Source organism: Serratia sp. EWG9 (genome assembly GCF_019913725.1).
Classification (GTDB): domain Bacteria; phylum Pseudomonadota; class Gammaproteobacteria; order Enterobacterales; family Enterobacteriaceae; genus Serratia; species Serratia ureilytica.
Map to the genome: position 1 here is coordinate 91,760 of NZ_JADNRO010000010.1, position 25,900 is coordinate 117,659.

At 61.7% G+C, this 25,900-nt stretch carries 24 protein-coding genes; 21 read left to right on the forward strand and 3 right to left on the reverse strand.

Annotated features, from left to right (window positions below; all coding sequences use genetic code 11):
• The first annotated feature begins 105 nt into the window (after window positions 1-105).
• The 11 genes from ITX55_RS19840 (at window position 106) to ITX55_RS19890 (ending at window position 13,602) form a co-directional block, all read left to right on the forward strand.
• Window positions 106-1,728: an NAD+ synthase gene (locus tag ITX55_RS19840; RefSeq protein ID WP_033644110.1), complete on the forward strand. Its 1,623-nt coding sequence runs from the start codon at window positions 106-108 to the stop codon at window positions 1,726-1,728.
• 12 nt (window positions 1,729-1,740) lie between these two features.
• Complete coding sequence (gene glnB, locus ITX55_RS19845; protein WP_004847623.1) at window positions 1,741-2,079, forward strand: nitrogen regulatory protein P-II; 339 nt, start codon at window positions 1,741-1,743, stop codon at window positions 2,077-2,079.
• A 331-nt stretch (window positions 2,080-2,410) separates the two neighbouring features.
• Window positions 2,411-3,334 carry a LysR substrate-binding domain-containing protein gene (locus tag ITX55_RS19850; RefSeq protein WP_033644109.1) on the forward strand — a complete coding sequence of 308 codons (924 nt, stop codon included), beginning with the start codon at window positions 2,411-2,413 and terminating at the stop codon, window positions 3,332-3,334.
• 115 nt (window positions 3,335-3,449) lie between these two features.
• Window positions 3,450-4,913, forward strand: a complete 1,464-nt coding sequence (locus tag ITX55_RS19855; RefSeq protein WP_223085309.1) for a gamma-aminobutyraldehyde dehydrogenase — start codon at window positions 3,450-3,452, stop codon at window positions 4,911-4,913.
• Window positions 4,914-4,986: 73 nt separating this feature from the next.
• Window positions 4,987-6,141 (forward strand): putative ABC transporter substrate-binding protein YdcS, encoded by a 1,155-nt coding sequence (gene ydcS, locus ITX55_RS19860; protein ID WP_108681777.1) that lies wholly within the window; start codon window positions 4,987-4,989, stop codon window positions 6,139-6,141.
• A gap of 53 nt (window positions 6,142-6,194) precedes the next feature.
• On the forward strand, window positions 6,195-7,223 hold the full coding sequence (locus ITX55_RS19865) for an ABC transporter ATP-binding protein (RefSeq protein WP_033651579.1): 1,029 nt from the start codon (window positions 6,195-6,197) through the stop codon (window positions 7,221-7,223).
• 1 nt (window position 7,224) lies between these two features.
• Window positions 7,225-8,169, forward strand: coding sequence for an ABC transporter permease (locus ITX55_RS19870; RefSeq protein ID WP_016929775.1), 945 nt, complete (start codon window positions 7,225-7,227; stop codon window positions 8,167-8,169).
• On the forward strand, window positions 8,159-8,965 hold the full coding sequence (locus tag ITX55_RS19875; RefSeq protein WP_016929774.1) for an ABC transporter permease: 807 nt from the start codon (window positions 8,159-8,161) through the stop codon (window positions 8,963-8,965). The genes ITX55_RS19870 and ITX55_RS19875 overlap by 11 nt, the downstream gene beginning before the upstream one ends.
• 35 nt (window positions 8,966-9,000) lie before the next feature.
• On the forward strand, window positions 9,001-10,425 hold the full coding sequence (gene patD / locus ITX55_RS19880; protein WP_147881059.1) for an aminobutyraldehyde dehydrogenase: 1,425 nt from the start codon (window positions 9,001-9,003) through the stop codon (window positions 10,423-10,425).
• A gap of 85 nt (window positions 10,426-10,510) precedes the next feature.
• Window positions 10,511-12,421: an FAD/NAD(P)-binding protein gene (locus ITX55_RS19885; RefSeq protein WP_197756188.1), complete on the forward strand. Its 1,911-nt coding sequence runs from the start codon at window positions 10,511-10,513 to the stop codon at window positions 12,419-12,421.
• Window positions 12,418-13,602, forward strand: coding sequence for a cytochrome c (locus tag ITX55_RS19890; protein WP_197801973.1), 1,185 nt, complete (start codon window positions 12,418-12,420; stop codon window positions 13,600-13,602). Before ITX55_RS19885 ends, ITX55_RS19890 begins: the two co-directional genes overlap by 4 nt.
• Window positions 13,603-13,639: 37 nt before the next feature.
• Here the strand turns inward: ITX55_RS19890 and hmpA are convergent, their stop codons facing one another.
• Window positions 13,640-14,830: an NO-inducible flavohemoprotein gene (hmpA, locus tag ITX55_RS19895; protein WP_108681771.1), complete on the reverse strand. Its 1,191-nt coding sequence runs from the start codon at window positions 14,828-14,830 to the stop codon at window positions 13,640-13,642.
• A gap of 357 nt (window positions 14,831-15,187) precedes the next feature.
• On the opposite strand from hmpA, the gene glyA reads away from it, so the two are divergent.
• Together glyA and ITX55_RS19910 are read left to right on the forward strand one after the other, a co-directional pair.
• The gene (gene glyA, locus ITX55_RS19905; protein ID WP_025303922.1) at window positions 15,188-16,441 is read left to right on the forward strand and encodes a serine hydroxymethyltransferase; all 1,254 of its coding nucleotides are present in this window, start codon (window positions 15,188-15,190) and stop codon (window positions 16,439-16,441) included.
• A 155-nt stretch (window positions 16,442-16,596) separates the two neighbouring features.
• Window positions 16,597-17,742 carry a 3-phenylpropionate MFS transporter gene (locus ITX55_RS19910; protein ID WP_108681767.1) on the forward strand — a complete coding sequence of 382 codons (1,146 nt, stop codon included), beginning with the start codon at window positions 16,597-16,599 and terminating at the stop codon, window positions 17,740-17,742.
• Here ITX55_RS19910 and csiE read toward each other — a convergent pair whose 3' ends face one another.
• On the reverse strand, window positions 17,743-19,008 hold the full coding sequence (gene csiE / locus ITX55_RS19915) for a stationary phase inducible protein CsiE (RefSeq protein ID WP_108681765.1): 1,266 nt from the start codon (window positions 19,006-19,008) through the stop codon (window positions 17,743-17,745).
• 180 nt (window positions 19,009-19,188) lie between these two features.
• Here csiE and ITX55_RS19920 point away from each other — a divergent pair, with 180 nt between their 5' ends.
• A complete protein-coding gene (locus tag ITX55_RS19920) occupies window positions 19,189-19,824 on the forward strand; it encodes a DUF1007 family protein (RefSeq protein ID WP_046687657.1) in 636 nt (211 codons plus the stop codon).
• The gene (locus tag ITX55_RS19925) at window positions 19,815-20,837 is read left to right on the forward strand and encodes a nickel/cobalt transporter (protein WP_033651571.1); all 1,023 of its coding nucleotides are present in this window, start codon (window positions 19,815-19,817) and stop codon (window positions 20,835-20,837) included. Before ITX55_RS19920 ends, ITX55_RS19925 begins: the two co-directional genes overlap by 10 nt.
• A gap of 55 nt (window positions 20,838-20,892) precedes the next feature.
• Here ITX55_RS19925 and suhB read toward each other — a convergent pair whose 3' ends face one another.
• Complete coding sequence (gene suhB / locus ITX55_RS19930) at window positions 20,893-21,696, reverse strand: inositol-1-monophosphatase (RefSeq protein WP_033644096.1); 804 nt, start codon at window positions 21,694-21,696, stop codon at window positions 20,893-20,895.
• Window positions 21,697-21,815: 119 nt separating this feature from the next.
• Between suhB and trmJ the strand changes: the two genes are divergently transcribed.
• The 6 genes from trmJ to hscB all read left to right on the forward strand — a co-directional run bounded on the left by trmJ (window position 21,816) and on the right by hscB (window position 25,880).
• Window positions 21,816-22,550 carry a tRNA (cytosine(32)/uridine(32)-2'-O)-methyltransferase TrmJ gene (gene trmJ, locus ITX55_RS19935; RefSeq protein ID WP_025303916.1) on the forward strand — a complete coding sequence of 245 codons (735 nt, stop codon included), beginning with the start codon at window positions 21,816-21,818 and terminating at the stop codon, window positions 22,548-22,550.
• 193 nt (window positions 22,551-22,743) lie between these two features.
• Window positions 22,744-23,238 carry a Fe-S cluster assembly transcriptional regulator IscR gene (gene iscR / locus ITX55_RS19940; RefSeq protein ID WP_004941404.1) on the forward strand — a complete coding sequence of 165 codons (495 nt, stop codon included), beginning with the start codon at window positions 22,744-22,746 and terminating at the stop codon, window positions 23,236-23,238.
• 54 nt (window positions 23,239-23,292) lie between these two features.
• On the forward strand, window positions 23,293-24,507 hold the full coding sequence (gene iscS / locus ITX55_RS19945; protein WP_015378780.1) for a cysteine desulfurase: 1,215 nt from the start codon (window positions 23,293-23,295) through the stop codon (window positions 24,505-24,507).
• 24 nt (window positions 24,508-24,531) lie between these two features.
• Window positions 24,532-24,918 carry a Fe-S cluster assembly scaffold IscU gene (gene iscU, locus ITX55_RS19950; RefSeq protein ID WP_004941408.1) on the forward strand — a complete coding sequence of 129 codons (387 nt, stop codon included), beginning with the start codon at window positions 24,532-24,534 and terminating at the stop codon, window positions 24,916-24,918.
• A gap of 54 nt (window positions 24,919-24,972) precedes the next feature.
• Window positions 24,973-25,296, forward strand: a complete 324-nt coding sequence (gene iscA, locus ITX55_RS19955; RefSeq protein WP_004941410.1) for an iron-sulfur cluster assembly protein IscA — start codon at window positions 24,973-24,975, stop codon at window positions 25,294-25,296.
• A gap of 62 nt (window positions 25,297-25,358) precedes the next feature.
• Entirely contained in the window at window positions 25,359-25,880 is a 522-nt protein-coding gene (gene hscB / locus ITX55_RS19960; protein ID WP_033644094.1) for a co-chaperone HscB, read from the forward strand.
• Window positions 25,881-25,900: the final 20 nt, after the last annotated feature.

Genomic DNA, 25,900 nt, shown 5'->3' on the forward strand with positions numbered 1-25,900 from the left:
CAGGTTCTCAACAAATCCGGCGGAATGATTTACACTCCGTTCTCTTTGCCGCGGCGCGCCCCGGCGTAGAGCACCATGGAACGTATTAAGCGGGATCGTACACAAATGAGCAGATCACTTTCCATCGCCCTGGCCCAGCTGAACCTGCTGGTCGGCGACATTGAAGGCAACACCGAACGCATGTTGCAAATCGTGCAGGAGCAGCAGAAGGCGGGAGCCGATCTGGTCATGTTCACCGAACTGGCGCTGTCCGGCTACCCGCCGGAAGACCTGCTGTACCGCAATGATTTCTATCAGCGCTGTGATGCGCAGCTGCTGCGCCTGCAGCAGGCTTCCGCCGAGACGGCGATCCTGGTCGGCCACCCGTGGCGCGAAGGCGACAAGCTGTACAACGCGCTGTCGCTGTTCGCCGAAGGCCGCCTGCTGACCCGCTACTTCAAACAGCAGTTGCCGAACTACGGCGTGTTCGATGAGAAGCGCTATTTCCACGCCGGCAACGACACCTGCGTGGTGGAACTGAAAGGCTACCGTCTGGGGCTGCTGATTTGCGAAGATCTGTGGTTCCCGGAGCCGATCGACGCCGCCAAGGCCGCCGGCGCGGAGATTATCCTGTCGATCAACGCCTCGCCGTATAACCGCGAAAAACCGTATATCCGCAAAACGCTGATGGCCGGCCACTGCCAGCGCACCCAGCTGCCGCTGGTGTACCTCAACCAGGTCGGCGGCCAGGATGAGCTGATCTTCGACGGCTGCTCCAAGGTCTTCGACGCCGCCGGCACCATGACCCACCGTCTGGCGGCCTTCGACGAGCAGGTCACTCGCCTGGAATTCAACGAGCTGGACGTGGTGCCGATGGCCGATCCGGCCGCCGAACTGCCGCAGCTGGCGCAGGTGTATCAGGCGCTGGTGTTGGCGGTGCGCGACTACGTGACCAAGAACGGTTTCAAAGGCGCGGTGCTGGGGCTGTCCGGCGGCATCGACTCGGCGCTGACGCTGGCGATCGCCGTGGATGCGTTAGGTAAAGACAAGGTGCAGGCGCTGATGATGCCGTTCCGCTATACCGCAGATATCAGCATCGCCGACGCCAAGGAAGAGGCGGAAATCCTCGGCGTGGAGTTCGATATCGTCTCCATCGAGCCGATGTTCGATGCCTTTATGGGCCAGCTGTCGCCGATGTTCGCCGGCACCGAGCGCGACACCACCGAAGAGAACCTGCAGGCGCGTTGCCGCGGGGTGGTGCTGATGGCGCTGTCCAACAAACGCCGCAGCATCGTGCTGACCACCGGCAACAAGAGCGAAATGGCGGTCGGTTACGCTACGCTGTACGGCGATATGGCCGGCGGTTTCGACGTGCTGAAGGACGTGCCGAAAACGCTGGTGTTCAAGCTGTCCGAATACCGCAACACCGTCTCCTACGTGATCCCGCAGCGGGTAATCGATCGTCCGCCGTCCGCCGAGCTGGCGCCGGATCAGGTCGATCAGGACAGCCTGCCGCCGTACGATATCCTGGATGCGATCCTGGAAGGCTACGTTGAGCGCGACAAGTCGGTCGCCGATCTGGTGGCCGAAGGCTTCGACGAAGCGATCGTGCGCAAGGTGATCCGCCTGGTGGACATCAACGAATACAAGCGGCGTCAGGCCGCCGTCGGGCCGCGCATCACCGCCCGTAACTTCGGCAAAGACCGCCGTTATCCCATCACATCCGGTTTTGGCCGCAAAAATTGGTAATAAGGAAAGAAGATGAAAAAGATCGACGCGATTATCAAGCCGTTCAAACTGGATGACGTCCGCGAAGCGCTGGCCGAAGTGGGCATCACCGGCATGACGGTCACCGAAGTCAAAGGCTTCGGCCGCCAGAAGGGCCACACCGAGCTGTACCGCGGCGCCGAGTACATGGTTGACTTTCTGCCGAAGGTGAAGATAGAGATCGTGGTTGCCGACGACATCGTCGACACCTGCGTGGAAACCATCATGCAGACGGCGCAGACCGGCAAGATCGGCGACGGCAAGATCTTCGTCTTCGACGTGGCGCGCGTGGTGCGCATCCGTACCGGCGAGCAGGACGAAGAAGCGATCTGATCCTCCGCAGGATCATCGGTCATCAGGGCGCAGCTTGCTGCGCCCTTGTCATTTCTGTCCCCCGCACATCGCACTTCTTCGCCTCATTGTTCCCCCCATTTTTGCCTGTCAGCATTCTAAAAAAGCGAACGCTATCTCGTTTTTGATACTTTTCCCGATCGCTTCTCTCGCGAGATCTACAATCAACGTAACTATTTTGATTAAGGTGATCCCCAATGAATTTCAAGTTGCGGCTAGGCGGCAAGGGCGTGCATCCCCAGGAGCTTACTCAAGTAAGTGACTGGGGTAAGCGAACGCAGACAACAACGCAGCGGCTTGAAAGGCGATGGGGATGATGACGTTACGCCAAATCCGCCACTTCATCGCGGTGGCGGAAACCGGGTCGATCTCCGCCGGCGCCCAGGCGGTGTTTGTCTCCCAGTCTTCGCTGACGCTCGCTATCCAGCAGCTGGAAACCGAGATCGGCGTGCGGCTGTTCGAGCGCCACGCCAAGGGCATGACGCTGACCCATCAGGGGCACCAGTTTTTGCGCCAGTCGTATCTGATCCTGGCGACGGTGGACAACGCCAAGCGCAGCCTGCAGATCGGCACTGAAAGCCTGACCGGCAAGCTGACCATCGGCGTCACCAGCCTGGTGGCCGGCTACTTCCTGGTGGAACTGCTCACGCGCTTTAAATCGGCCTATCCCAACGTCACCGTGCAGGTGGTTGAAGACGAACGCCCGTACATCGAGCATCTGCTGGTCAGCGGCGAGATCGACATCGGCGTGCTGATCTTGTCGAACATCGAGGACCGCGACGCGCTGCAGACCGAGGTGCTGATGCACTCGCCGTATCGCCTGTGGCTGCCGCCGCTGCACCCGCTGCTGGAGCACGAGAGCATCAGCCTGGCGGACGTGGCCAAACAGCCGCTGATCCAGCTCAACGCCGATGAAATGGACGTGCACGCGCGGCGCATCTGGGCGCGCGCCGGGCTGAAGCCGGAGATCGCGATGAAGACCGCCTCGACTGAGGCGGTGCGCAGCCTGGTGGCGGCGGGGATGGGGGTCTCCATCCAGCCGGACATGGCGTACCGCGCCTGGTCGCTGGAGGGCAACATGATCGAGGCGCGCAAGCTGGACGATCTGCTGGAGCCGCTGGATATCGGGTTGGCATGGCGGCGCGGCAGCGCGCGGCCGGAGCTGGTGACGCCGTTCCTCACCATCGCGCGCGAGAACGGCAGCAAACACGCCGCCGGGCTTAAGCATTCGATTTAATCGAACGCGGCGTTCAGTATTTAGAATTTGTTGCCCGCCAGAGGCTCGCTTAGGCTGATTAAAACTAACTTATTCACATTTGGTTAACGTTTTTGTCACTTAGGGGCGTCAGGCGATGGCGGATGTGCAGGTTCTCTCAGGTTTGTCCTGTCAGCAGTTCATTAACGGTCAGCTTATCGACGGCGAAGGCCAGCAGGAATGCATCGTCAATCCGGCCAACGGCGAGACGCTGATCGCCCTGACCGAAGCCTCTTCGGCGCAGGTCGGCAGCGCGGTAAAAGCCGCGCAGCAGGCGTTCGGCCATTGGTCGCGCACCACGCCGGCCCAGCGCGCCACGCTGTTGCTGCGCATCGCCGACGCCATCGAGCGGCAGGCGTCGCAACTGGCGCAGCTGGAGGCCCTCAACTGCGGCAAGCCGCTGCATCAGGCGCTCAATGACGATCTGCCGGCGGCGGTCGACGTGTTCCGCTTTTTCGCCGGCGCGGTGCGCGCTCAACAAGGGCAGCTGGCCGGTGAGTATGTGCCGGGCCACACCTCGATGATCCGTCGCGATCCGATCGGCGTAGTCGCCTCGATCGCCCCCTGGAACTATCCGCTGATGATGGCGGCGTGGAAGATCGCGCCGGCGTTGGCGGCGGGCAATACCGTGGTGTTCAAACCGTCCGAGCACACGCCGCTGACTATTCTGGCGCTGGTGCCGGCGCTGCAGGAGATCCTGCCGCCGGGCGTGCTGAACATCGTCTACGGCGGCGGTGAAGGGGTCGGCAGCCAGCTGGTGGGGCACCCGCAGGTGCGGCTGGTGTCGGTCACCGGCGATATCGTTACCGGGCAAAAAATTCTTCAGGCGGCGGCCAAAAGCGTCAAGCGCACCCATCTGGAGCTGGGGGGCAAGGCGCCGGTGATCGTCTGCGACGACGCCGATCTTGACGAAGTGGTCAACGGCATTCGCACCTATGGCTATTACAACGCCGGCCAGGACTGCACCGCCGCCTGCCGCATCTACGCGCAGGCTGGCATCTATCCCAAACTGGTGGACGCGCTGGGCGAGGCGGTCGCCAGCCTGCGCTTCGCCCGCAAGCGCGATCAGGACAACGAGATCGGCCCGTTGATAAGCAGCCGCCAGCGCGATCGCGTCGCCAGCTTTGTCGAGCGCGCGCTCAGCCAACCGCATATCGAATTGATCACCGGCGCCGCGGCGCACTCCGGGCCGGGATTCTACTATCAGCCGACCCTGCTGGCGGGCTGCCTGCAAAGCGACGAGATCGTGCAGCGCGAGGTGTTTGGCCCGGTGGTCAGCGTCACGCGCTTCGAGCATCTGGCGCAGGCGGTCGAGTGGGCCAACGACTCGGAATATGGGCTGGCTTCGTCGGTGTGGACGCAAAATATCGATCGGGCGCTGCACATCGCCGCCCATCTGCAGTACGGCAGCACCTGGATCAACACCCATTTCACCTTGGCGAGCGAAATGCCGCACGGCGGCCTGAAACGCTCCGGCTACGGCAAGGATCTGTCCAGCGATTCGCTGCAGGATTACAGCGTTGTCAGGCACGTAATGGCGAAGTTCAAAGCCAGCTTCTAGCGGTTCTATAAAGCAAAATCGGGCGGCAGCCGTTCCCTGCCGCACACAGATACGCAACACAGGGGGAATTACGATGAGAAAAACTACCGCAGTCACCACCACCGTCTCCGCGCTCTGTCTCACCGTGCTGTGCGGCCTGGCCCAGGCGGCCGATCTGCCGCAGTCGCTGGGCAAAGGCGAAGGCCGGCTGGACATCATCGCCTGGCCCGGCTACATCGAACGCGGCCAGTCCGACAAAAACTACGACTGGGTCACCCAGTTTGAGAAGCAAACCGGCTGCGCGGTGAACGTGAAGACCGCCGCCACCTCCGATGAAATGGTCAGCCTGATGGCCAAGGGCGGCTACGATCTGGTGACCGCCTCCGGCGACGCCTCGCTGCGCCTGATCTTCGGCAAGCGGGTGCAGCCGATCAACACCGCGCTGATCCCGAACTGGAAGAACATCGATCCGCGCCTGCTGAACGGCGCCTGGTATACCGTGGACGGCAAAACTTACGGCACGCCGTACCAGTGGGGGCCAAACCTGCTGATGTACAACACCAAAACCTTCCCGACGCCGCCGGACAGCTGGGCGGTGATCTTCCAGCAGCAGAACCTGCCGGACGGCAAGAGCAACCAGGGGCGGGTGCAGGCTTACGACGGCCCGATCTACATCGCCGACGCGGCGCTGTTCCTGAAAGCCACCCAGCCGCAGCTCGGCATCAGCGATCCTTTCCAGCTCAACGAAGAGCAGTATCAGGCGGCGCTGAAGCTGCTGCGCAGCCAGCACGCGCTGATCCACCGCTACTGGCACGATACCTCGGTGCAGATGAGCGACTTTAAAAACGAAGGCGTGGTGGCTTCCAGCGCCTGGCCGTATCAGGCCAACGCCCTGAAGGGCGAGGGGCAGCCGATCGCCACCGTGTTCCCAAAAGAGGGCGTGACCGGCTGGGCGGATACCACCATGTTGCACAGCGACGCCAAACACCCGAGCTGCGCCTACCAGTGGATGAACTGGTCGCTGGAGCCGAAGGTGCAGGGCGACGTGGCGGCCTGGTTCGGGTCGGTGCCGGCTTCGCCGGCGGGCTGCAAGGCCAGCGCGCTGCTGGGTGAGAAGGGCTGCGAAACCAACGGCTTCAACCAGTTCGACAAAATCGCCTTCTGGAAAACGCCTCAGGCGCAGGGCGGCAAGTTCGTGCCGTACAGCCGCTGGACCCAGGACTACATCGCCATCATGGGCGGCCGCTAAGCCGCGGGGCGCGGTTCGCTGCGCCCGAATTACATTCGTATGGAGCACAGAAAATGACCATTGCCGTGCAATTCATCGATGTTTCGCGGACTTTCGGCGATGTTCGCGCCGTGGATCGGGTATCCATCGATATTCAGGACGGGGAATTCTTCTCCATGCTCGGGCCGTCCGGCTCGGGCAAAACCACCTGCCTGCGCCTGATCGCCGGCTTTGAACAGCTGACTTCCGGCTCGATTCGCATCCATGGCCAGGAAGCCGCCAACCTGCCGCCGTACCAGCGCGACGTGAACACCGTGTTTCAGGATTACGCACTGTTCCCGCACATGTCGGTGCTGGAAAACGTCGCCTACGGCCTGATGGTGAAGGGCGTCGCCAAACGCGAGCGGCTGGCGCGGGCGCAAGAGGCGCTGGAGAGCGTGGCGCTCGGTTTCGTTGCCGAACGCAAACCGGCGCACCTGTCGGGCGGCCAGCGTCAGCGCGTGGCGTTGGCGCGCGCGCTGGTCAATCGGCCGCGGGTGCTGCTGCTGGACGAGCCGCTCGGCGCGCTGGATCTCAAGCTGCGCGAGCAGATGCAGGGCGAGCTGAAGAAGCTGCAGCGTCAGCTGGGCATCACCTTTATCTTCGTCACCCACGATCAAAGCGAAGCGCTGTCGATGTCCGATCGGGTGGCGGTGTTCAATAACGGCCGCATCGAACAGGTGGATACGCCGCGCGAACTTTACATGCGGCCGAAGACGCCGTTCGTCGCCGAGTTCGTCGGCACCTCCAACGTGGTGCGCAGCGAGCTGGCGCAGCGCCTGCTCGGCGAAAGCCGAACCTTCTCGATCCGGCCGGAACATATCCGCCTGCTGGAGCACGGCGGCGCGGCGCAGGACGAGATCCAGGTGCAGGGCACGCTGCAGGAAATCCATTACCAGGGCGCGGCCACGCGGTATGAAATCGCGCTGAACGGCGGCGAAAAGCTGCTGGTCAGCCAGGCCAATCCGCAGTGGATCGCCGAAGGGCAACAGCGGCAGATCGGCCAGCCGATCGTCGCCTGCTGGCCGCGCGCGGCGATGGTGCCGCTGCTGGAGGAGAGGTGAGATGGACATGAGCATCGATTCCCCCCCGGCGCGCGGCGGTACCGTGCGCGCGCTGTCGACCTGGCTCTATCGCCGGCCGACGCTGTATCTGCTTTTGCTGCTGGTGCCGCCGCTGCTGTGGTTCGGCGCGGTGTACCTCGGTTCGCTGCTGACGCTGCTGTGGCAAGGATTTTACACCTTCGACGATTTCACCATGGCGGTGACGCCGGATCTGACCTTCGCCAACCTCGCGGCGCTGTTCAACCCGGCCAACTACGACATTATCCTGCGCACGCTGACCATGGCGGTGCTGGTGTCGCTGGCCAGCGCGGCGCTGGCGTTCCCCATCGCCTATTACATGGCGCGTTACACCAGCGGCCGCGTCAAGGCGTTCTTTTACATCGCCGTGATGATGCCGATGTGGGCCAGCTATATCGTCAAAGCCTATGCCTGGACTTTGCTGTTGGCGAAAGACGGCGTGGCGCAGTGGTTCCTGCAGCACCTGGGGCTGGAGCCGCTGTTGGCGTCGCTGCTGACGGTGCCCGGCGTCGGTGGCAACACGCTGTCGACCTCGGGGCTGGGGCGTTTTCTGGTGTTCGTCTATATCTGGCTGCCGTTCATGATCCTGCCGATCCAGGCGGCGCTGGAGCGCCTGCCGCCCTCGCTGCTGCACGCTTCGGCGGATCTGGGCGCCCGGCCGGCGCAGACCTTCCGTCACGTCATTTTGCCGCTGGCGGTGCCGGGCATCGCCGCCGGATCGATCTTCACTTTCTCGCTGACGCTGGGCGACTTTATCGTGCCGCAGCTGGTGGGGCCGCCGGGTTATTTCATCGGCAGCATGGTGTACGCCCAGCAGGGCGCGATCGGCAATATGCCGATGGCCGCGGCCTTTACGCTGGTGCCGATCGTCCTGATCGCCATCTATCTTTCCATCGTCAAACGTCTGGGGGCTTTCGATGCACTCTGAACGCGCGCCCTTAGGGCTGAAGCTGGCCGCCTGGGGCGGACTTGTCTTCCTGCATTTCCCGTTGGCGATCATCGCCATCTACGCCTTCAACACCGAGGACGCGGCCTTCAGCTTCCCGCCGAAGGGTTTCACGCTGCATTGGTTCAACGTCGCCGCCGGGCGGCAGGACATTATCGATGCGGTGTTGCTGTCGGCGCAGATCGCCTGCCTGGCGACCGCCATCGCGCTGGTGCTCGGCACCCTGGCGGCGGCGGCGCTGTATCGGCGCGATTTCTTCGGCAAGGACAGCATTTCGCTGCTGTTGCTGCTGCCGATTGCGCTGCCGGGGATCGTCACCGGCCTGGCGCTGCTGGCGGCGTTCAAGGCGCTGAACATCGAGCCCGGCATCCTGACCATCGTCGTCGGCCATGCGACGTTCTGCGTGGTGATCGTGTTCAACAACGTCATCGCCCGGTTCCGCCGCACCTCGTACAGCCTGATCGAAGCGTCGATGGATCTCGGCGCCGACGGCTGGCAAACCTTCCGTTACGTGATCTTGCCGAACCTCGGCTCGGCGCTGCTGGCCGGGGGCATGCTGGCGTTCGCGCTGTCGTTCGACGAAATCATCGTGACCACCTTTACCGCCGGCCACGAGCGCACGCTGCCGCTGTGGCTGCTGAACCAGCTCGGCCGCCCGCGCGACGTGCCAATCACCAACGTGGTGGCGCTGTCGGTGATGCTGTTGACCATGCTGCCGATCCTCGGCGCTTACTACCTGACCAAAGGTGGGGAAAGCGTCGCCGGCAGCGGCAAATAATTTCCTTACCCGACCTCTGACAAAAGGATAACCCTATGCAAAGCCAACTGTTGATTGACGGCCAACTGGTGAATGGCCAGGGCGCGACCCAGCCGGTGTATAACCCGGCGACCGGCGAAGTGATCGCGCAGGTGGCGGAGGCCAGCCCGGAGCAGGTCGATCGCGCGGTGCTGGCGGCGGACGCCGCGTTCGCCGCCTGGGGGCAAACCACGCCGAAGGAGCGCGCCGAGCATCTGCTCAAGCTGGCGGATCTGATCGACGAGCATGCCGAGACCTTCGCCAGGCTGGAGTCGCTCAACTGCGGCAAGCCTTATCACTGCGTATTGAATGACGAACTGCCGGCGGTGGCCGACGTGTTTCGCTTCTTCGCCGGGGCCAGCCGCTGCCTGACCGGCATGGCGGCCGGCGAGTATCTGGCCGGGCATACCTCGATGATCCGCCGCGATCCGCTCGGCGTGGTGGCCTCGATCGCGCCGTGGAACTACCCGCTGATGATGGCGGCCTGGAAACTGGCGCCGGCGTTGGCGGCGGGCAACTGCGTGGTGATCAAGCCGTCGGAGCAAACGCCGCTGACCACTTTCAAACTGGCCGAACTGGCCGCCGGGCTGTTCCCGCCGGGCGTGCTCAACGTGCTGTTCGGCCGCGGCGCCAGCGTCGGCGATCGGCTGACCGGGCATGACAAGGTGCGCATGGTGTCGCTGACCGGCTCGATCGCCACTGGCGAGCATATCATCGCCCATACCGCCGCCGGCATTAAGCGCACCCATATGGAGCTGGGCGGCAAGGCGCCGGTGCTGGTGTTTGACGATGCCGATCTGCAGCAGGTGGTCGACGGCATTCGCGGTTTCGGCTTCTACAACGCCGGGCAGGATTGCACCGCCGCCTGCCGCATCTACGCGCAGAAAAGCATTTATCCCGAGCTGGTCAAGCGGTTGGGCGAGGCGGTGGCCAGCCTGAAGATCGGCGCGCCGGACGACGAGAGCACCGAACTGGGGCCGTTGATTACCGCCCAGCATCTGGAGCGGGTGGCCGGTTTTGTCGAGCGAGCCAAAGCGTTGCCGCACGTACAGGTGGTGACCGGCGGGGAGAAGGTGAAAGGGCCGGGCTACTACTTCCAGCCGACGCTGTTGGCCGGCGCGCGCCAGGACGATGAGATCGTGCAGCGCGAAGTGTTCGGCCCGGTGGTGACGGTGACGCTGTTCGACGACGAAGAGCAGGTGCTGGCCTGGGCGAACGAATCCAATTACGGGCTGGCGTCGTCCGTGTGGACCCGCGACGTGGGCCGCGCGCATCGCTTAAGCGCCCGCCTGCAATACGGCTGCACCTGGGTGAACACCCACTTCATGCTGGTGAGCGAAATGCCGCACGGCGGCCAGAAATTGTCCGGCTACGGCAAGGATATGTCGATGTACGGGCTGGAGGATTACACGGCCATTCGTCATGTGATGTTCAAACATTGATTTTACAGTAATTATCCGCACAATAGCGCGGCCTTCGAGCCGGTTCCGGCCGGCTGATGATAATAAAAATTGAAAGGAAGCCTATATGGGTATCACCAGACGCGATTTTCTCAACGGAGTGGCGATCACCATCGCCGCCGGGTTGACGCCGCTGCAAATCTTGCGCGCGTCGCCGCAAACCGCTAATCAAGCCCTGTACTATCCGCCGGCGCTGACCGGGTTGCGGGGCAACCATCCGGGCTCGTTCGAGCATGCGCACCAGTTGGGGCGCGACGGCAAAACCTTTGATTTCGGCAGCGTACCCGCCGTTGAAGAGTTCGATCTGGTGGTGGTCGGCGCCGGCATCAGCGGGCTGGCGGCCGCCTGTTTCTGGCAGCAACTGAAAGGCGAGCGGCAGCGCATTCTTTTGATCGACAACCACGACGACTTCGGCGGCCACGCCAAGCGCAACGAGTTCAACAGCAACGACGGCATGCTGCTCGGCTATGGCGGCAGCGAATCGCTGCAGTCGCCGCGCTCCAACTTCAGCCCGGTGGCGATGGGGCTGCTGCACAAGCTCGGCGTCGATATCGACCAACTGGAACAGGCTTTCGACACCACCTTCTACCCGGATTTGAATTTGAGCCGGGGCGTTTACTTCGATCGCAAGAACTTCGGCGTCGACAAGGTGGTGAGCGGCGATCCGGGGCGCACGGTGGCGGACGACATTCCGCGCGATCGGCTCAACGGCCGCTCTTATGAAGCGTTCATCGGCGATTTCCCGCTGCCGGAAAGCGATCGCCAGGCGCTGATCGCGCTGCACACGGTGGAGAAGGATTATCTGCCGGAGATGACGCTGGAGCAGAAGGTCGAGTGGCTCGATACCCACAGCTATACCCAGTTCCTGCGCGAGAAGGTGGGCCTGAGCGAACTGGCGATCCGCTATTTCCAGCAGACCACCAACGACTTCCAGGCGGTGGGTATTGATGGCACCTCGTGCAGCGATGCGCGCATCTGCGATCTGCCGGGCCTTGACGGCATGAATCTGCCGCCGCTGGACGAAGAGTCGCAGGCGGATCTCGACGATCCTTACGTGTTCCACTTCCCGGACGGCAACGCCACGCTGGCGCGCCTGATGGTGCGCCAGCTGATCCCGGCGGTGGCGCCGGCCGGCAAGGACATGAACGATGTGGTGCTGGCTAAATTCGACTACAGCCAGCTCGATCGGCCGGAATGGCCGGTGAAGCTGCGTTTGAACAGCACCGGGCTGCACGCGGCCAACGTCGGCGACAAGGTGGAAGTCACCTACATGACCGGCGAGAAGATGGCCAAGGTGCGCGCCGGGCAGGTGGTGATGGCCGGCTACAACATGATGATCCCGTATCTGGTGCCGGAGATGTCGCACGAGCAGCAGGAGGCGCTGAAGCAGAACGTCAAGGCGCCGCTGGTGTACAGCAAGGTGGTGATCCGCAACTGGCAGCCGTTCATCAAGCTGGGCGTGCACGAGGTTTATTCGCCGGCCGCGCCGTATAGCCGCGTGAAGCTGGACTATCCGGTGAGCATGGGCGGCTATCAACACCCGCGCGATCCGGATCGGCCGATCGGCCTGCATATGGTGTATGTGCCGACGCTGCCGGGCAGCGGCCTCAGCACGCGCGAACAGTCGCGTAAAGGGCGCGCGCTGCTGCTGGGCACGCCGTTTGAAGTGCACGAACAGATGATCCGCGAACAGCTGCAGGGCATGCTGGGCGAGGCCGGTTTCGACCATCAGCGCGACATTCAGGCGATCACGGTCAACCGCTGGTCGCACGGTTACTCCTACTTCCTCAACGGGCTGTTTGACGACGAAGACGAAGCCAAGAAAATCATCGAAACGGCGCGGCAGCCGATCGGCAAGATCGCTATCGCCAACTCCGATGCCGACTGGAGCCCGTACGCCAACTCGGCGATCGATCAGGCGTGGCGCGCGGTGAACGAACTGGCCTACGGCAAGGTTGCCGCCAAGGAGGGAGCATGAGTCTGCGTTCGCTGTACCTGTTGAGCCTGCTGGCCGCCGGCGGCTCGGCCCAGGCGATGTCGGCCGGGGAATACGTCGCTAAAGCCGGTGACTGCACCGCCTGCCATACCGCGCCGGGCGGCGCCGAATTGGCGGGCGGCATGAAATTCCCGACGCCGCTCGGGGCTATCTACGCCACCAACATCACGCCGGACAAGCTGCACGGCATCGGCGCTTACTCGTTCGAAGAGTTCGATCGCGCCATGCGTCAGGGGATCGCCAAAGACGGTCACCGGCTTTATCCGGCGATGCCGTACACCTCGTACGCCAAAATGAGCGCGGAAGACATGCGCGCGCTGTATGACTATCTGATGAACGAGGTGCCGGCGCAGAACGTCGCCAACCGCGCCAGCGACATCAGCTGGCCGCTGTCGATGCGTTGGCCGCTGGCGGTGTGGAACCAGCTGTTCCACGACGACCAGCCGTATCAGGCCGATCCGCAGCAAAGTGCCGAGTGGAACCGCGGCGCCTACCTGGTGCAGGGCGCGGGCCACTGCGGCAGCTGCCATACGCCGCGCGGTTGGGCGATGCAGGAGAAGGGGCTGGACGGTAAGGAACCGGTGTTCCTGAGCGGCGCCGAGCTGGACGGCTGGTACGCTTCCAACCTGCGCGGCCTGCCGCCGGAAGAGGTGACGGCGCTGCTGAAAACCGGCCGCAGCCGCCATGCGGCGGTCGCCGGGCCGATGAGCGAGGTGGTGGCCCACAGCACGCAGTACCTCAGCGACGGCGATCTGAAGGCCATCGCGGTGTACCTGCGCAGCCTGGCGCCGGACACCGTCGCCGGGGCCGCCTCGAAGGTTGCGCTGGCGGATAATCCGAGCGGCAAGGCGACCTATGCGATGTATTGCTCGACCTGCCACGGCAATAAGGGAGAGGGCACCGACTTCACCATCCCGGCGCTGGCGGGCAACGCCACGGTAACGGCGGACAATCCGCTGACCGCGCTGCGGGTGGTGCTGGAAGGGGCGCATACCCCGATCACGCAGCAGGCGATGGCGCTCGGGATGCCGGCTTACGGCTGGGCGTTGAACGATCGGCAGGCGGCCGACCTGATGAGCTATCTGCGGGGAAGCTGGGGCAACCAGGCGGCGCCGGTAACGGTGCAGCAGGTGCAGGACGCGCGCCAACTGCAGGCGAAATGAAGAGGGAGCGCGGTCTGACGGCCGCGCTCCGCAAGCATTACAGCACCTTATGCGGGCCGAAGCATTCGTAGTGGATGCGTTCGGCCTCTACGCCCATCTCCAGCAGCTGTTTGCCCACGAACTGCATGAAGGCCACCGGGCCGCAGAAGTAATAGTGCATTTGCGGATCGGCGAGGCTGCCTTGCAGCGCGCTCAAACCCATCAATCCGCGGCTGTGGTAGTCGCGGCCTTCCACGTCATCGGCGCCCGGCTCGCGGTACCACACATGGCGGCTAAGATTCGGCATGCGCCCGGCAATATCCGCCACTTCCTCGGCAAAGGCATGCACGCTGCCGTTTTCCGCCGCGTGCAGCCAGTGGACCTGCGCCTGGTGTTGGTTGTCGTGCAGGCTGTTGAGCATGCCGAGCATCGGGGTTTGGCCGACGCCGGCGGAGATCAGCGCCACCGGCGTGGTCGGCGCCACGTCGAGGAAGAAGTCGCCGTGCGGCGGGGCGATGTCGATCACGTCGCCTTCCTGCGCCTGCTGGTGCAGGTAGTTGGACACTTTCCCCTGATCTTCGCGCTTCACCGCGATGCGGTAGAACTCGCCGTTTGGCGAGGTGGTCAGCGAGTACTGGCGAATTTCCTGATGCTCCAGGCTGTCGTGCTTGATGTAGACCGCCAGGTATTGCCCCGGTTTGAAGTCCGCCACCCGGCCGCCGTCCACCGGTGCCAGCACGAAGCTGCAGATCACGTCGCTCTGCGGCTGTTTCTTCAGGATGCGGAATGCGCGCAGATCGCGCCAGCCGCCGTTGTCGGTTTCGCTCTGCTGATAAATCTGCTCTTCACGCTGAATAAACACGTTGGCCAGCACGCCGTAGGCTTTGCCCCAGGCGTCCAACACTTCCTGACCCGGGCTGAACATTTCGTCCAGCGTCGCCAGCAGGTGGCCGCCGACGATTTGGTATTGTTCCGGCTGGATATTGAAGCTGGTGTGCTTCTGCGCGATGCGCTCCACCGCCGGCAGCAGCGCCGCCAGGTTCTCGATGTTGGCGGCATAGGCGCAGATGGCGTCGAACAACGCCTGACGCTGATCGCCGTTGCGCTGGTTGCTCATGTTGAAAATGTCTTTCAATTCCGGGTTGTGCGCGAACATGCGATCGTAAAAGTGGGCGGTCAGCTTCGGCCCGGTCGCAGCCAGCAGGGGAAGGGTGGATTTTACGGTAGCGATGGTTTGGCTATCCAGCATGGGAGCGCTCCTTGGGTTGGGATCTTGACGAGAATTTTAATGATGTATTTTAAATGCATCTTATTGAGTTCCACGCCGCTTGTAAATACCCTTGTTTTCGTTGCGGTGTTCTTCGGGCGTCGATCGCGCTCACAGAACATGAAAAAAGCGCATCGTTCGCATGAGGAAATGTCCGTTGATAAACGGCGGCGTTTAGCGGATCAAAGCCTTGCGCCGCCTTATGCCAATCGTTTGCGTAAAAACCTCTGTCAAGACCTATCTTCGGTGGGGCGAAACGGTTTACACTGTGGCCCAGAACCCAAACGGGTAGTTATTTGGTGATTTTTTAGTTAGCTGATTTAAGTCAGGAGATGCCGGATGTTAAAGCGTGAAATGAACATTGCCGATTACGATGCGGAACTGTGGCGTGCCATGGAGCAGGAAGTGGTGCGTCAGGAAGAGCACATCGAGCTGATCGCGTCTGAGAACTACACCAGCCCGCGCGTGATGCAGGCTCAGGGTTCCCAGCTGACCAACAAATACGCTGAAGGCTATCCGGGCAAGCGTTACTACGGCGGCTGCGAATACGTGGATATCGTTGAGCAGCTGGCTATCGACCGCGCCAAAGAATTGTTCGGCGCCGATTACGCCAACGTGCAGCCGCACTCCGGCTCCCAGGCTAACTTCGCCGTTTACACCGCGCTGCTGCAGCCGGGTGACACCATTCTGGGCATGAACCTGGCGCACGGCGGCCACCTGACCCACGGTTCCCCGGTTAACCTGTCCGGCAAACTGTATAACGTGGTGCCTTACGGCATCGACGACAAAGGTCAAATCGACTATGACGATCTGGCCAAACAGGCGCAAACCCACAAGCCGAAAATGATCATCGGCGGCTTCTCCGCTTACTCTGGCGTGGTTGACTGGGCCAAAATGCGCGAAATCGCCGACAGCATCGGCGCTTATCTGTTCGTCGACATGGCGCACGTGGCCGGCCTGATCGCCGCCGGCGTGTACCCGAACCCGGTACCGCACGCGCACATCGTCACCACCACCACCCACAAAACCCTGGCGGGCCCGCGCGGCGGCCTGATCCTGGCGAAGGGCGGCGACGAAGAGCTGTACAAAAAGCTGAACTCCGCCGTGTTCCCTGGCGGCCAGGGCGGCCCGCTGATGCACGTGATCGCCGGCAAGGCGGTGGCGCTGAAAGAAGCGATGGAGCCTGAGTTCAAGGTTTACCAGCAGCAAGTGGCGGTCAACGCCAAGGCGATGGTGGACGTGTTCCTGCAGCGCGGCTACAAAGTGGTCTCCGGCGGCACCCATAACCACCTGTTCCTGCTGGATCTGGTCGACAAAAACCTGACCGGTAAAGAAGCGGACGCCGCCCTGGGCCGCGCCAACATCACCGTCAACAAAAACAGCGTGCCGAACGATCCGAAGAGCCCGTTCGTCACCTCCGGCGTGCGTATCGGCACCCCGGCCGTGACCCGTCGCGGCTTCAAAGAAGCCGACGTGCGCGAACTGGCCGGTTGGATCTGTGATGTGCTGGACAACATCAACGATGAAGCCACCATCGAACGCACCAAGAAGAAAGTGCTGGATATCTGCGCCCGCCTGCCGGTTTACGCATAATCCCGCTTTTGCCTGAAAAAACCCGCTGCGGCGGGTTTTTTGTGGCCGCTCGCGGCAAACTGTGAGCTGTCTGGCACTCTAACGCATTGACGTGGAATGAAGATTGCGGGCAGGTGTGAGCTCTGTCAAAGTATTGCCCTCACTCCGGAGGGATCATGGTTCTGCAATCCACGCGTTGGCTCGCGCTCAGTTATTTCACCTACTTTTTTTCCTACGGCATTTTCTTACCGTTCTGGGGCGTGTGGCTGAAAGGCGAGGGCATCGCGCCCGAAACCATCGGCATATTGCTCGGCGCCGGTTTGGTGGCCCGCTTCCTCGGCAGTTTACTGATTGCTCCCCGCGTTAAAGATCCCTCTCATCTGGTTTCCGCGCTGCGCCTGCTGGCGCTGCTGACCCTGGCTTTCGCGGTTGGCTTCTGCTTCGGCAACGGCTGGGGCTGGCTGATGCTGGTGATAGCGGGGTTCAACCTGTTCTTCTCGCCGCTGGTGCCGCTGACCGACGCGCTGGCCGCCACCTGGCAAAAGCAGATCCGCATGGACTATGGCCGGGTGCGGCTGTGGGGCTCGCTGGCGTTCGTCATCGGCTCGGCGCTGACCGGGCAACTGGTGGCGGTGTGGGGCCATAACGCCATTCTCTACAGCCTGATCCTCAGCGTGCTGGCGATGCTGCTGGGCATGTTGCTGAAGCCGAGCGTGATGCCGCAGGGCGAAGCGCGCACGCACGGCGGGGCTGAGCGTTCGCTGTGGGCGCTGTTGAAAGAAGGGCCGGTCTGGCGCTTCCTGCTGTGCGTCACGCTGCTGCAGGGCGCGCACGCCGGCTACTACAGCTTCGGCTCCATTTACTGGCAGGAGGCGGGTTATTCGGCCTCGACCATCGGTTATCTGTGGTCGCTGGGCGTGGTGGCGGAAGTGATTATTTTCGCCAGCAGCAACGTGCTGTTCCGCCGCTGGAATGCGCGCAACCTGCTGCTGCTTTCCGCCTGTTGCGGCGTGTTGCGCTGGAGCCTGATGGCCTACAGCACCGAGCTGGGCTGGCTGCTGCTGATCCAGATCCTGCATTGCGGCACCTTCACCGTCTGCCATCTGGCGGCGATGCGCTTTATCGCCGCGCGCCAGGGGCAAGAGGTGATCCGGCTGCAGGCGGTGTATTCGGCGCTGGCGATGGGCGGCGGTATCGCCGTCATGACGGTCATTGCCGGGTTCCTGTTCGAACATTGGCAGGGCGGGGTATTCTGGGTGATGGCGGCGGTCGCGGTGCCGGCCTTGTTCATCCGGCCGCCGGCGGTCAGCGTCAGCCGGTGATTAAGGGGCTTCCAGCAGCGCGCGGATGGCCTGGCGCTGGCGGTTTTCCAGCGGCAGTTCGGTATAGATCAGCGGCGGGTGTGGAGCGCTGTGCACCGCCGCGTAGGGGGTGATCACCAGCGTGACGCCCTGCGGCGCTCCGCCGCACAGATAGTCGCTCAGCGGCAGATACTTGATGTTCAGCGGCAGCAGCGTGAGCTCGCGGATCTGATATTCCACTTCCTCTTCCAACTGCGGGTTATCCAGCGTCAGCAGCAGCACCTGTTTTTCCTGCAGCGCGTTGTCCTGCATCAGCCAGGCGCCGAAGCTGATGGCCACCAGGCCCGCCTCCTCGTTGGAAAAATGCACGCCGTACTCCTGCTCCAGCGGTTTCAACGCTTCCTGCGTGGTGCGCATCAGCCGCGGGTATTTGCGCACCACTTCTTCCAGCAGCATATTGTCGATGCCGATGGCGAAACGGCAGCGCTCCAGCGCCGGCGCCAGATGGGCGAACAGCTGGCTGACCAGCTCCGCCTTGCTGCTGAAAGCCATGCCGGACAGCTGCTGGAACCGCTCGACCATGCTGTCGATCGCCGTCATCAACCGCTGCTCATGCGCCGAGTCGTTGCTGTGGTAGCTGTGGCTTTTCAACAGGGTGAAGGTCAGCGCCAGGAAATCGCGCTCGTCCGCGTGCGGCGGCTGGTTAAACAGCCGGTTGCAGGTCTGATGCAGCCAGGCGGCGGCTTGCTGCTCCGGTTTTTGCCGCAGCCAGTCGCGCTGAACGGCGTCGAAACACGGGTGTTGCTGCAGGCGGTTTTGCCAGGCGCAGTAGAGCAGATAATGCTGTAGGAATTGGCGGTCGCGCGCGTCAAAGTGACGATTGAGCAGCGGCTCGCAGGCGTCGAGCGCCTGGGCCAACAGCGATGTCAACTCGGCATCGGCCGCCAGCGCTTGCCGCAGGCGCGGGGCGAAATCGTCTTCGACGAACCGCGGGCTGCAGCGCAGGGTGCGCCTTAGCCAATGGAGCAGGCACAGGCGTTGGTTGAGCGCGCTGCCCCTCAATCGGTAGCCATGGTCGGGATCGACGGCGATCTCCAGATGGTGGAAACGCTGGATTTCACTGGCCACCTCGGCTATATCTTGCCGGGTTATCGGGGGGGCGACGCCATTGATTCGGCTGAGGGTCTCCAGCTGTAACTCGGGCTCCGGCGTGTACAGCATCAGCAGCAGATGGCAGCGCCGTTGTTGTCCGGAGAGCTCAGGCACGGGAGAGGTGTCCAGGCTCATATCACCTTCCGGCATAAAAGGTTGCGATTATGCCTAAGCATAGCAAAAGGCTTTGTGCCGGCAGGGTTAACGCGCGGCTTTTACTTCGGCTTACAACTTTCGTCACAAATATCGCCGGCAGAGGCGGGCCGTTCGATATTTATTTGTGTTACGTTATAACAAATATAGTAAAGCAGGATAATGATGAAGTTACGTCGACTTTTGGCTGCCTTTGGCGCCGTGTTCAGCGCCGGTGCGATCGCGCATCCGCACAGCTTTATCGATATGAACACCACCTTCGTCGCCAAGGATCAGCGGTTGGTCGGCCTGAAAATGGTGTGGGTGATGGATGAAATCACCTCGGCGGATCTGCTCTACGATGCGAAAAACGCCAAGAGCGATTCGGAAGTGTGGAAAAAGCTGGCGGCGGAAGTGATGGCCAACGTGCTGGGGCAGCACTATTTCACCGACCTTTACCGCGACGGCAAGCCGGTGAAATACCTGAACTTGCCCAGCGAATATCACCTGTCGCGCCAGGGCAACCAGGCGGTACTGGAGTTCGTGCTGCCGTTGGCCGAGCCGCAGCCGCTGGCGGGCAAGCCGTTCGAGCTTTCTACTTACGATCCGACTTATTTCGTGGATATGACCTATAAAGACCAAAATGCGCTGCATTTGCCGCCGGAGATGGCGCAGCAGTGCAGCTACAAGCTGATGACGCCGAAGCCGAATGCGTCGCTGCAGGCCTATGCGCTGTCGCTCGACAAGAACGACTCGCCCGGTGAAGACCTGGCGCTGGGGCAGCAGTTCGCCCAGCGGGTGACGCTGCAATGTCGCTGAATCTCTCGCAACCGACGATAAACCGGCGCCACTGGGCTTTCGGCCTGTGGCCGCTGCTGCCGTTCACGCTGGCGCTGGCGGCCGCCGCGCTGCTGGCGTGGCACTATTGGCCGCAGCTGCTGATGCAGAGCGTGGTATGGCAAAAAGCGCTGCACCAGCAGATGGCGGGGTTGTTGCAGCAGGTGAAGGCCGCGCCGCAGCAGGCAGGGTTGGCGCTGACGCTGTTCAGCCTCGGCTATGGCGTTTTGCATGCGCTCGGCCCCGGCCACGGCAAAGTGGTGATCGCCACCTATCTGGCCACTCACCCGGCGCGGCTGAAAAGCAGCCTGAAGCTGACCTTCGCCGCTTCGCTGGTGCAGGGCGGGGTGGCGATCGCGCTGGTTACGCTGATGCTGGTGGTATTGCAGCTCTCTTCGCGCCAGCTGCACCAAAGCAGCTTCTGGCTGGAGAAGGGCAGCTTTATTTTGGTGATGTTGCTCGGCGTGTTGCTGAGTTGGCGCGCGCTGAAACGTCTGTTTGCGGCGATCAAGGCGATGCGCCCGGCGCCGGCGCTGCGCATCAACAGCCTGACGCCGCTGGCGGCGGAGCATGTGCACAGCGCCGATTGCGGCTGCGGCCACCGGCATCTGCCGAGCGACAGCGAGCTGCAGGCGGGAAGCGATTGGCGCACCCAGACCGCCATCGTGCTGGCGATGGGCATGCGTCCCTGTTCGGGGGCGATTTTGGTGCTGCTGTTCTCCAAGGTGATCGGCGTGTTCGGCTGGGGAGTGATCTCCGCGCTGGCGATGGCGTTCGGCACGTCGTTGACCATCTCCATGCTGGCGCTGCTGGTGCATTACAGCCGACGGCTGGCGGTGCGCCTTAGCCGCTCGCGTGCGCCCGCCGCCTGGAGCGCGGTGGCCTGGGGCTCGTTGGCGCTGGCCGGGGGCCTGATCCTGTTGGCCGCCGGGCTGTTGCTGTACGTCAGCGCGCAGCCGGAATTCGGCGGCGGCATCCGCCCCTTCTCCCGCTAACGGGCATAAAAAAAGCGCTGCATCGGCAGCGCTTTTTTCGATTCGCTTCTGGCGATTAACGCTTCAGCGCTTCGCTCAGTTCTTCGCGCATGGTGGCCAGCATGGCTTTCACGACGCGCGGGTTGCCTGCTACCACGTTGCCGGAGCTGAAGTGGTTGTGGCCGCCGACGAAGTCGGTGACCAGGCCGCCGGATTCACGCACCAGCAGTTCGCCCGCGGCGAAGTCCCACGGCTTCAGGCCGATTTCGAAGAAACCGTCTACGCGGCCGGCGGCCACATAGGCCAGATCCAGCGCAGCGGAACCGGTGCGGCGGAAGTCCGCGCACTGGGTGAACAGCTTGCCGACGATGTTGATGTAAGGCGTGGCGTGCTGTTTGACTTTGAACGGGAAGCCGGTCGCCAGGATGGTGCCATCCAGATCTTTGGCGTTGGTGCCGCGCAGACGGTAACCGTTGAGCTGGGCGCCCTGACCGCGCGTGGCGGTGAACAGTTCGTTGCGCATCGGATCGTAAACCACGGCCACTTCAGTGCGGCCTTTGATGCGTACGGCGATGGAAACGGAGAAATGAGGGAAACGTTTGATGAAGTTTGCAGTGCCATCCAGTGGATCGATCACCCATTGCACATCGCGATCTTCGCCGATCAGCTCACCGCGTTCTTCGCTCACGATACTGTGTTGCGGATAAGACTTGCGGATGACGTCGATGATCAGATGCTCTGCATCGCGATCGACGTTGGTGACGAAGTCATTGGTCCCTTTCTGGCTCGCTTCTACAGCGTCCGGGGTTTCGTAGTTTTTGGCAATCAGGTTACCGGCCTTGCGCGCAGCGCGCACGGCGATAGTCAGCATCGGATGCATGGGTATCTTCCAACTAGGATGTTAAAGAACAGGAAACGGCGCGAAGTATAGCAGCTGTTCGGCAAATTGCCTACGGCTGTGTTAAGATGCTGCGATTTTCCGCCACGCTCAGAGTTTGTATGCTGCACAATATCCGCATTGTTCTGGTAGAGACTTCACATACCGGCAACATGGGCTCGACCGCCAGAGCCATGAAAACCATGGGGTTAACCAACCTTTATCTGGTTAATCCGCTGATCAAACCCGATTCTCAGGCCATCGCCCTGGCCGCCGGCGCCAGCGACGTGATCGGCAACGCCACCATCGTCGATACCCTCGATGACGCCATCGCCGGCTGTAGCCTGGTGGTGGGCACCAGCGCGCGCTCTCGCACCCTGCCGTGGCCGATGCTGGAGCCGCGCGAATGCGGCGTGCGCGCGGTGCACGAGGGCGAGCACGCGCCGGTGGCGCTGGTGTTCGGCCGTGAACGCGTCGGGCTGACCAACGATGAATTGCAGAAGTGCCACTACCATGTCGCCATTCCGGCCAACCCGGACTACAGCTCGCTGAACCTGGCGATGGCGGTGCAGATCCTGGCGTACGAAGTGCGCGTGGCTTACCTCGATCGCCAACAGGCGGGCGCGCCGCAGCTGGAAGAGACGCCGTATCCGCTGGTGGACGACCTTGAGCGTTTCTATCAGCACCTTGAGCAGACGCTGCAGCGTACCGGCTTCATTCGCCCGTCCCATCCGGGCCAGGTGATGAGCCGCCTGCGTCGGCTGTTCACCCGCGCACGCCCGGAAGGGCAGGAGCTGAATATCCTGCGCGGCATGCTGACCTCGATCGAGAAACAGGATAAACATCAAGGTAATTAATTGATGTGGCATAACGGTGGGCGACAATAGTATTAGTTATCCAAAGGTTATAACATGTATTTTATATACCTTTGTTCTTGCTAAGTTCAAAACGTGCTAATACTTGAGTTAATTACTAGGTTAAATAGTTGACTGTTTTACTCAGGAATGTCAGACTTTCGGCCATATTTGACCAACAGGTAACCATTGAGCTATGAGACTGACATCCAAAGGCCGTTATGCCGTAACCGCTATGCTCGACGTAGCGCTGCATTCCCAGGAAGGGCCGGTGCCACTGGCGGACATTTCCGAACGCCAGGGTATTTCGCTCTCTTATCTGGAACAATTATTCTCCCGTCTGCGCAAGAATGGCCTGGTGGCCAGCGTGCGCGGTCCGGGCGGTGGTTATCTGCTGGGTAAAGACGCGGGTGAGATCGCCGTTGGCGCTGTCATCACTGCCGTCGATGAATCGGTAGATGCAACCCGTTGCCAGGGCAAAGAAGGCTGTCAGGGCGGCGATCGCTGCTTGACCCACGCCCTGTGGCGCGATCTGAGCGAGCGCATCAGCGGGTTCCTGAACAACATTACGCTGGCTGAACTGGTCAACAACCAGGAAGTGCTGGTGGTGGCGGATCGTCAAAACAACGATACGCGCCGCACGGCCAACGGTCGTCCGCAAGAAACTATCAACGTTAATCTGCGCGCATAAGCAGCTGGCGAAATTATTTTAGTTTTTGGAAGTGATGTACGGAGCACAAGAGCAATGAAATTACCGATTTATCTGGATTACTCAGCAACGACGCCGGTTGACCCGCGCGTTGCTGAGAAGATGATGCAGTTTTTGACCCTGGACGGCACTTTCGGCAACCCGGCTTCCCGTTCCCACCGTTTCGGTTGGCAGGCGGAAGAGGCGGTAGACATCGCCCGTAACCAAATCGCCGAACTGGTGGGCGCCGATCCGCGCGAAATCGTCTTCACCTCCGGGGCGACCGAATCCGACAACCTGGCGATCAAAGGCGCTGCCAATTTCTACCAGAAAAAAGGCAAGCACATCATCACCAGCAAAACCGAACACAAAGCCGTGCTCGACACCTGCCGTCAGCTGGAGCGCGAAGGGTTTGAAGTGACCTACCTGGCGCCGCAGAGCAACGGCATCATCAGCCTGCAGGATCTCGAAGCGGCGATGCGCGATGACACCATCCTGGTCTCCATCATGCACGTCAACAACGAAATCGGCGTGGTGCAGGATATCGAAGCGATCGGCGAAATGTGCCGTGCGCGCGGTATCATCTACCACGTTGACGCCACCCAGAGCGTGGGCAAACTGCCTATCGATCTGAGCAAGCTGAAAGTCGACCTGATGTCGTTCTCCGGCCACAAAATTTATGGCCCGAAAGGCATCGGCGCGCTGTATGTGCGTCGCAAGCCGCGCATCCGCATCGAAGCGCAGGTACACGGCGGCGGTCACGAGCGCGGCATGCGTTCCGGCACCCTGCCTGTCCACCAGATCGTCGGCATGGGCGAAGCTTATCGCATCGCCAAAGAAGAGATGACCGAAGAGATGGCGCGTCTGCGCACCCTGCGCGATCGTCTGTGGAACGGCGTGAAAGATATGGAAGAAGTGTATCTGAACGGCGATCTGGAGCACGGCGCACCGAACATCCTGAACGTCAGCTTCAACTACGTTGAAGGCGAGTCGCTGATCATGGCGCTGAAAGACCTGGCCGTTTCTTCCGGTTCAGCCTGTACCTCCGCCAGCCTCGAGCCGTCCTACGTGCTGCGCGCGCTGGGCATGAGCGATGAATTGGCGCACAGCTCGATCCGTTTCTCCCTGGGGCGTTTCACCACGGAAGAAGAGATCGACTACACCATTCAACTGGTGCGTAAATCCATCGGCCGTCTGCGCGATCTGTCCCCGCTGTGGGAGATGTTCAAGCAGGGCGTGGACATCAACAGCATCGAATGGGCGCATCATTAATTCTCAGGTTTCAGGAGCAAGGTCATGGCTTACAGCGAAAAAGTAATCGATCATTATGAAAACCCGCGTAACGTGGGTTCTTTCGACAACGAAGATCCTACCGTCGGCAGCGGCATGGTAGGGGCGCCGGCTTGCGGCGACGTGATGAAGCTGCAAATCAAGGTTAACGATGAAGGCATCATCGAAGACGCGCGCTTTAAAACTTACGGCTGCGGTTCCGCCATCGCCTCCAGCTCACTGGTGACCGAATGGATGAAAGGCAAGTCGCTCGATCAGGCTGAAGCGATCAAAAACACCCAGATCGCCGAAGAGCTGGAATTGCCGCCGGTCAAAATTCACTGCTCGATCCTGGCTGAAGACGCCATCAAAGCAGCGATTGCCGACTATAAGAGCAAGCATAGCGCCAAGTAATTTGTCTGAGTCGGCCCGGCCGCGCCGGGCTTTGATGTGAAGTGTGAGGTTGTGATGTCTATTACCATGAGCGACAGCGCTGCGCAGCGTGTTCAGGCGTTTTTGACGAACCGCGGCAAAGGTCTCGGCCTGCGTCTGGGAGTGCGAACTTCCGGCTGCTCCGGGATGGCGTACGTGCTGGAATTTGTTGACGAAGCCAACGATGACGACATCGTGTTTGAAGACAAAGGCATCAAGGTGATCATCGACGGCAAGAGCCTGGTCTACCTTGACGGCACCGAGCTTGATTTCGTTAAGGAAGGCCTGAACGAAGGCTTCAAGTTCAACAACCCGAACGTCTCAAGCGAGTGCGGCTGCGGCGAGAGTTTCAACGTCTGACAGTCCATCGTGCTCCCCCGTTTCGGCGGGGGAACTTCATCCGCTAACGCCCAGAGCACGCTATGGATTACTTTACTTTATTCGGGCTGCCAGTTCGCTACACCGTGGACGGCAGCCTGCTTGCGTCCCGCTTCCAGGATCTGCAGCGCCAATTCCACCCCGATCGTTTCGCCAACCAGCCGGAGCGCGAACGCCTGATGGCGTTGCAGCAGGCGGCGACCATCAACGAAGCCTACCAGGCGCTGAAGCACCCGTTAAAACGCGCGGAGTATATGCTATCGTTGCACGGCTTCGATCTGGGCAACGAACAGCATACGATGCGCGACACCGCGTTCCTGATGGAACAGCTGGAACTGCGCGAAGAGCTCGACGCCATTGAGCGCAAGCCGGAGGCGGAAAGCCTGCTGGCCGATTTCGGCGCGCGGCTGGCCGCCTCGGTCAAACAGCGCAGCGCGCTGATGCTGCAGCAGTTGGACAGTGAACAGTGGGCGGACGCCGCCGACACCGTGCGCAAGCTGCGCTTCTTGGACAAACTCCAGCAACAGGTTGAACAACTCGAAGAAAAACTGCTGGGTTTTGAGTAACACCTTCTGATTCTGATTGT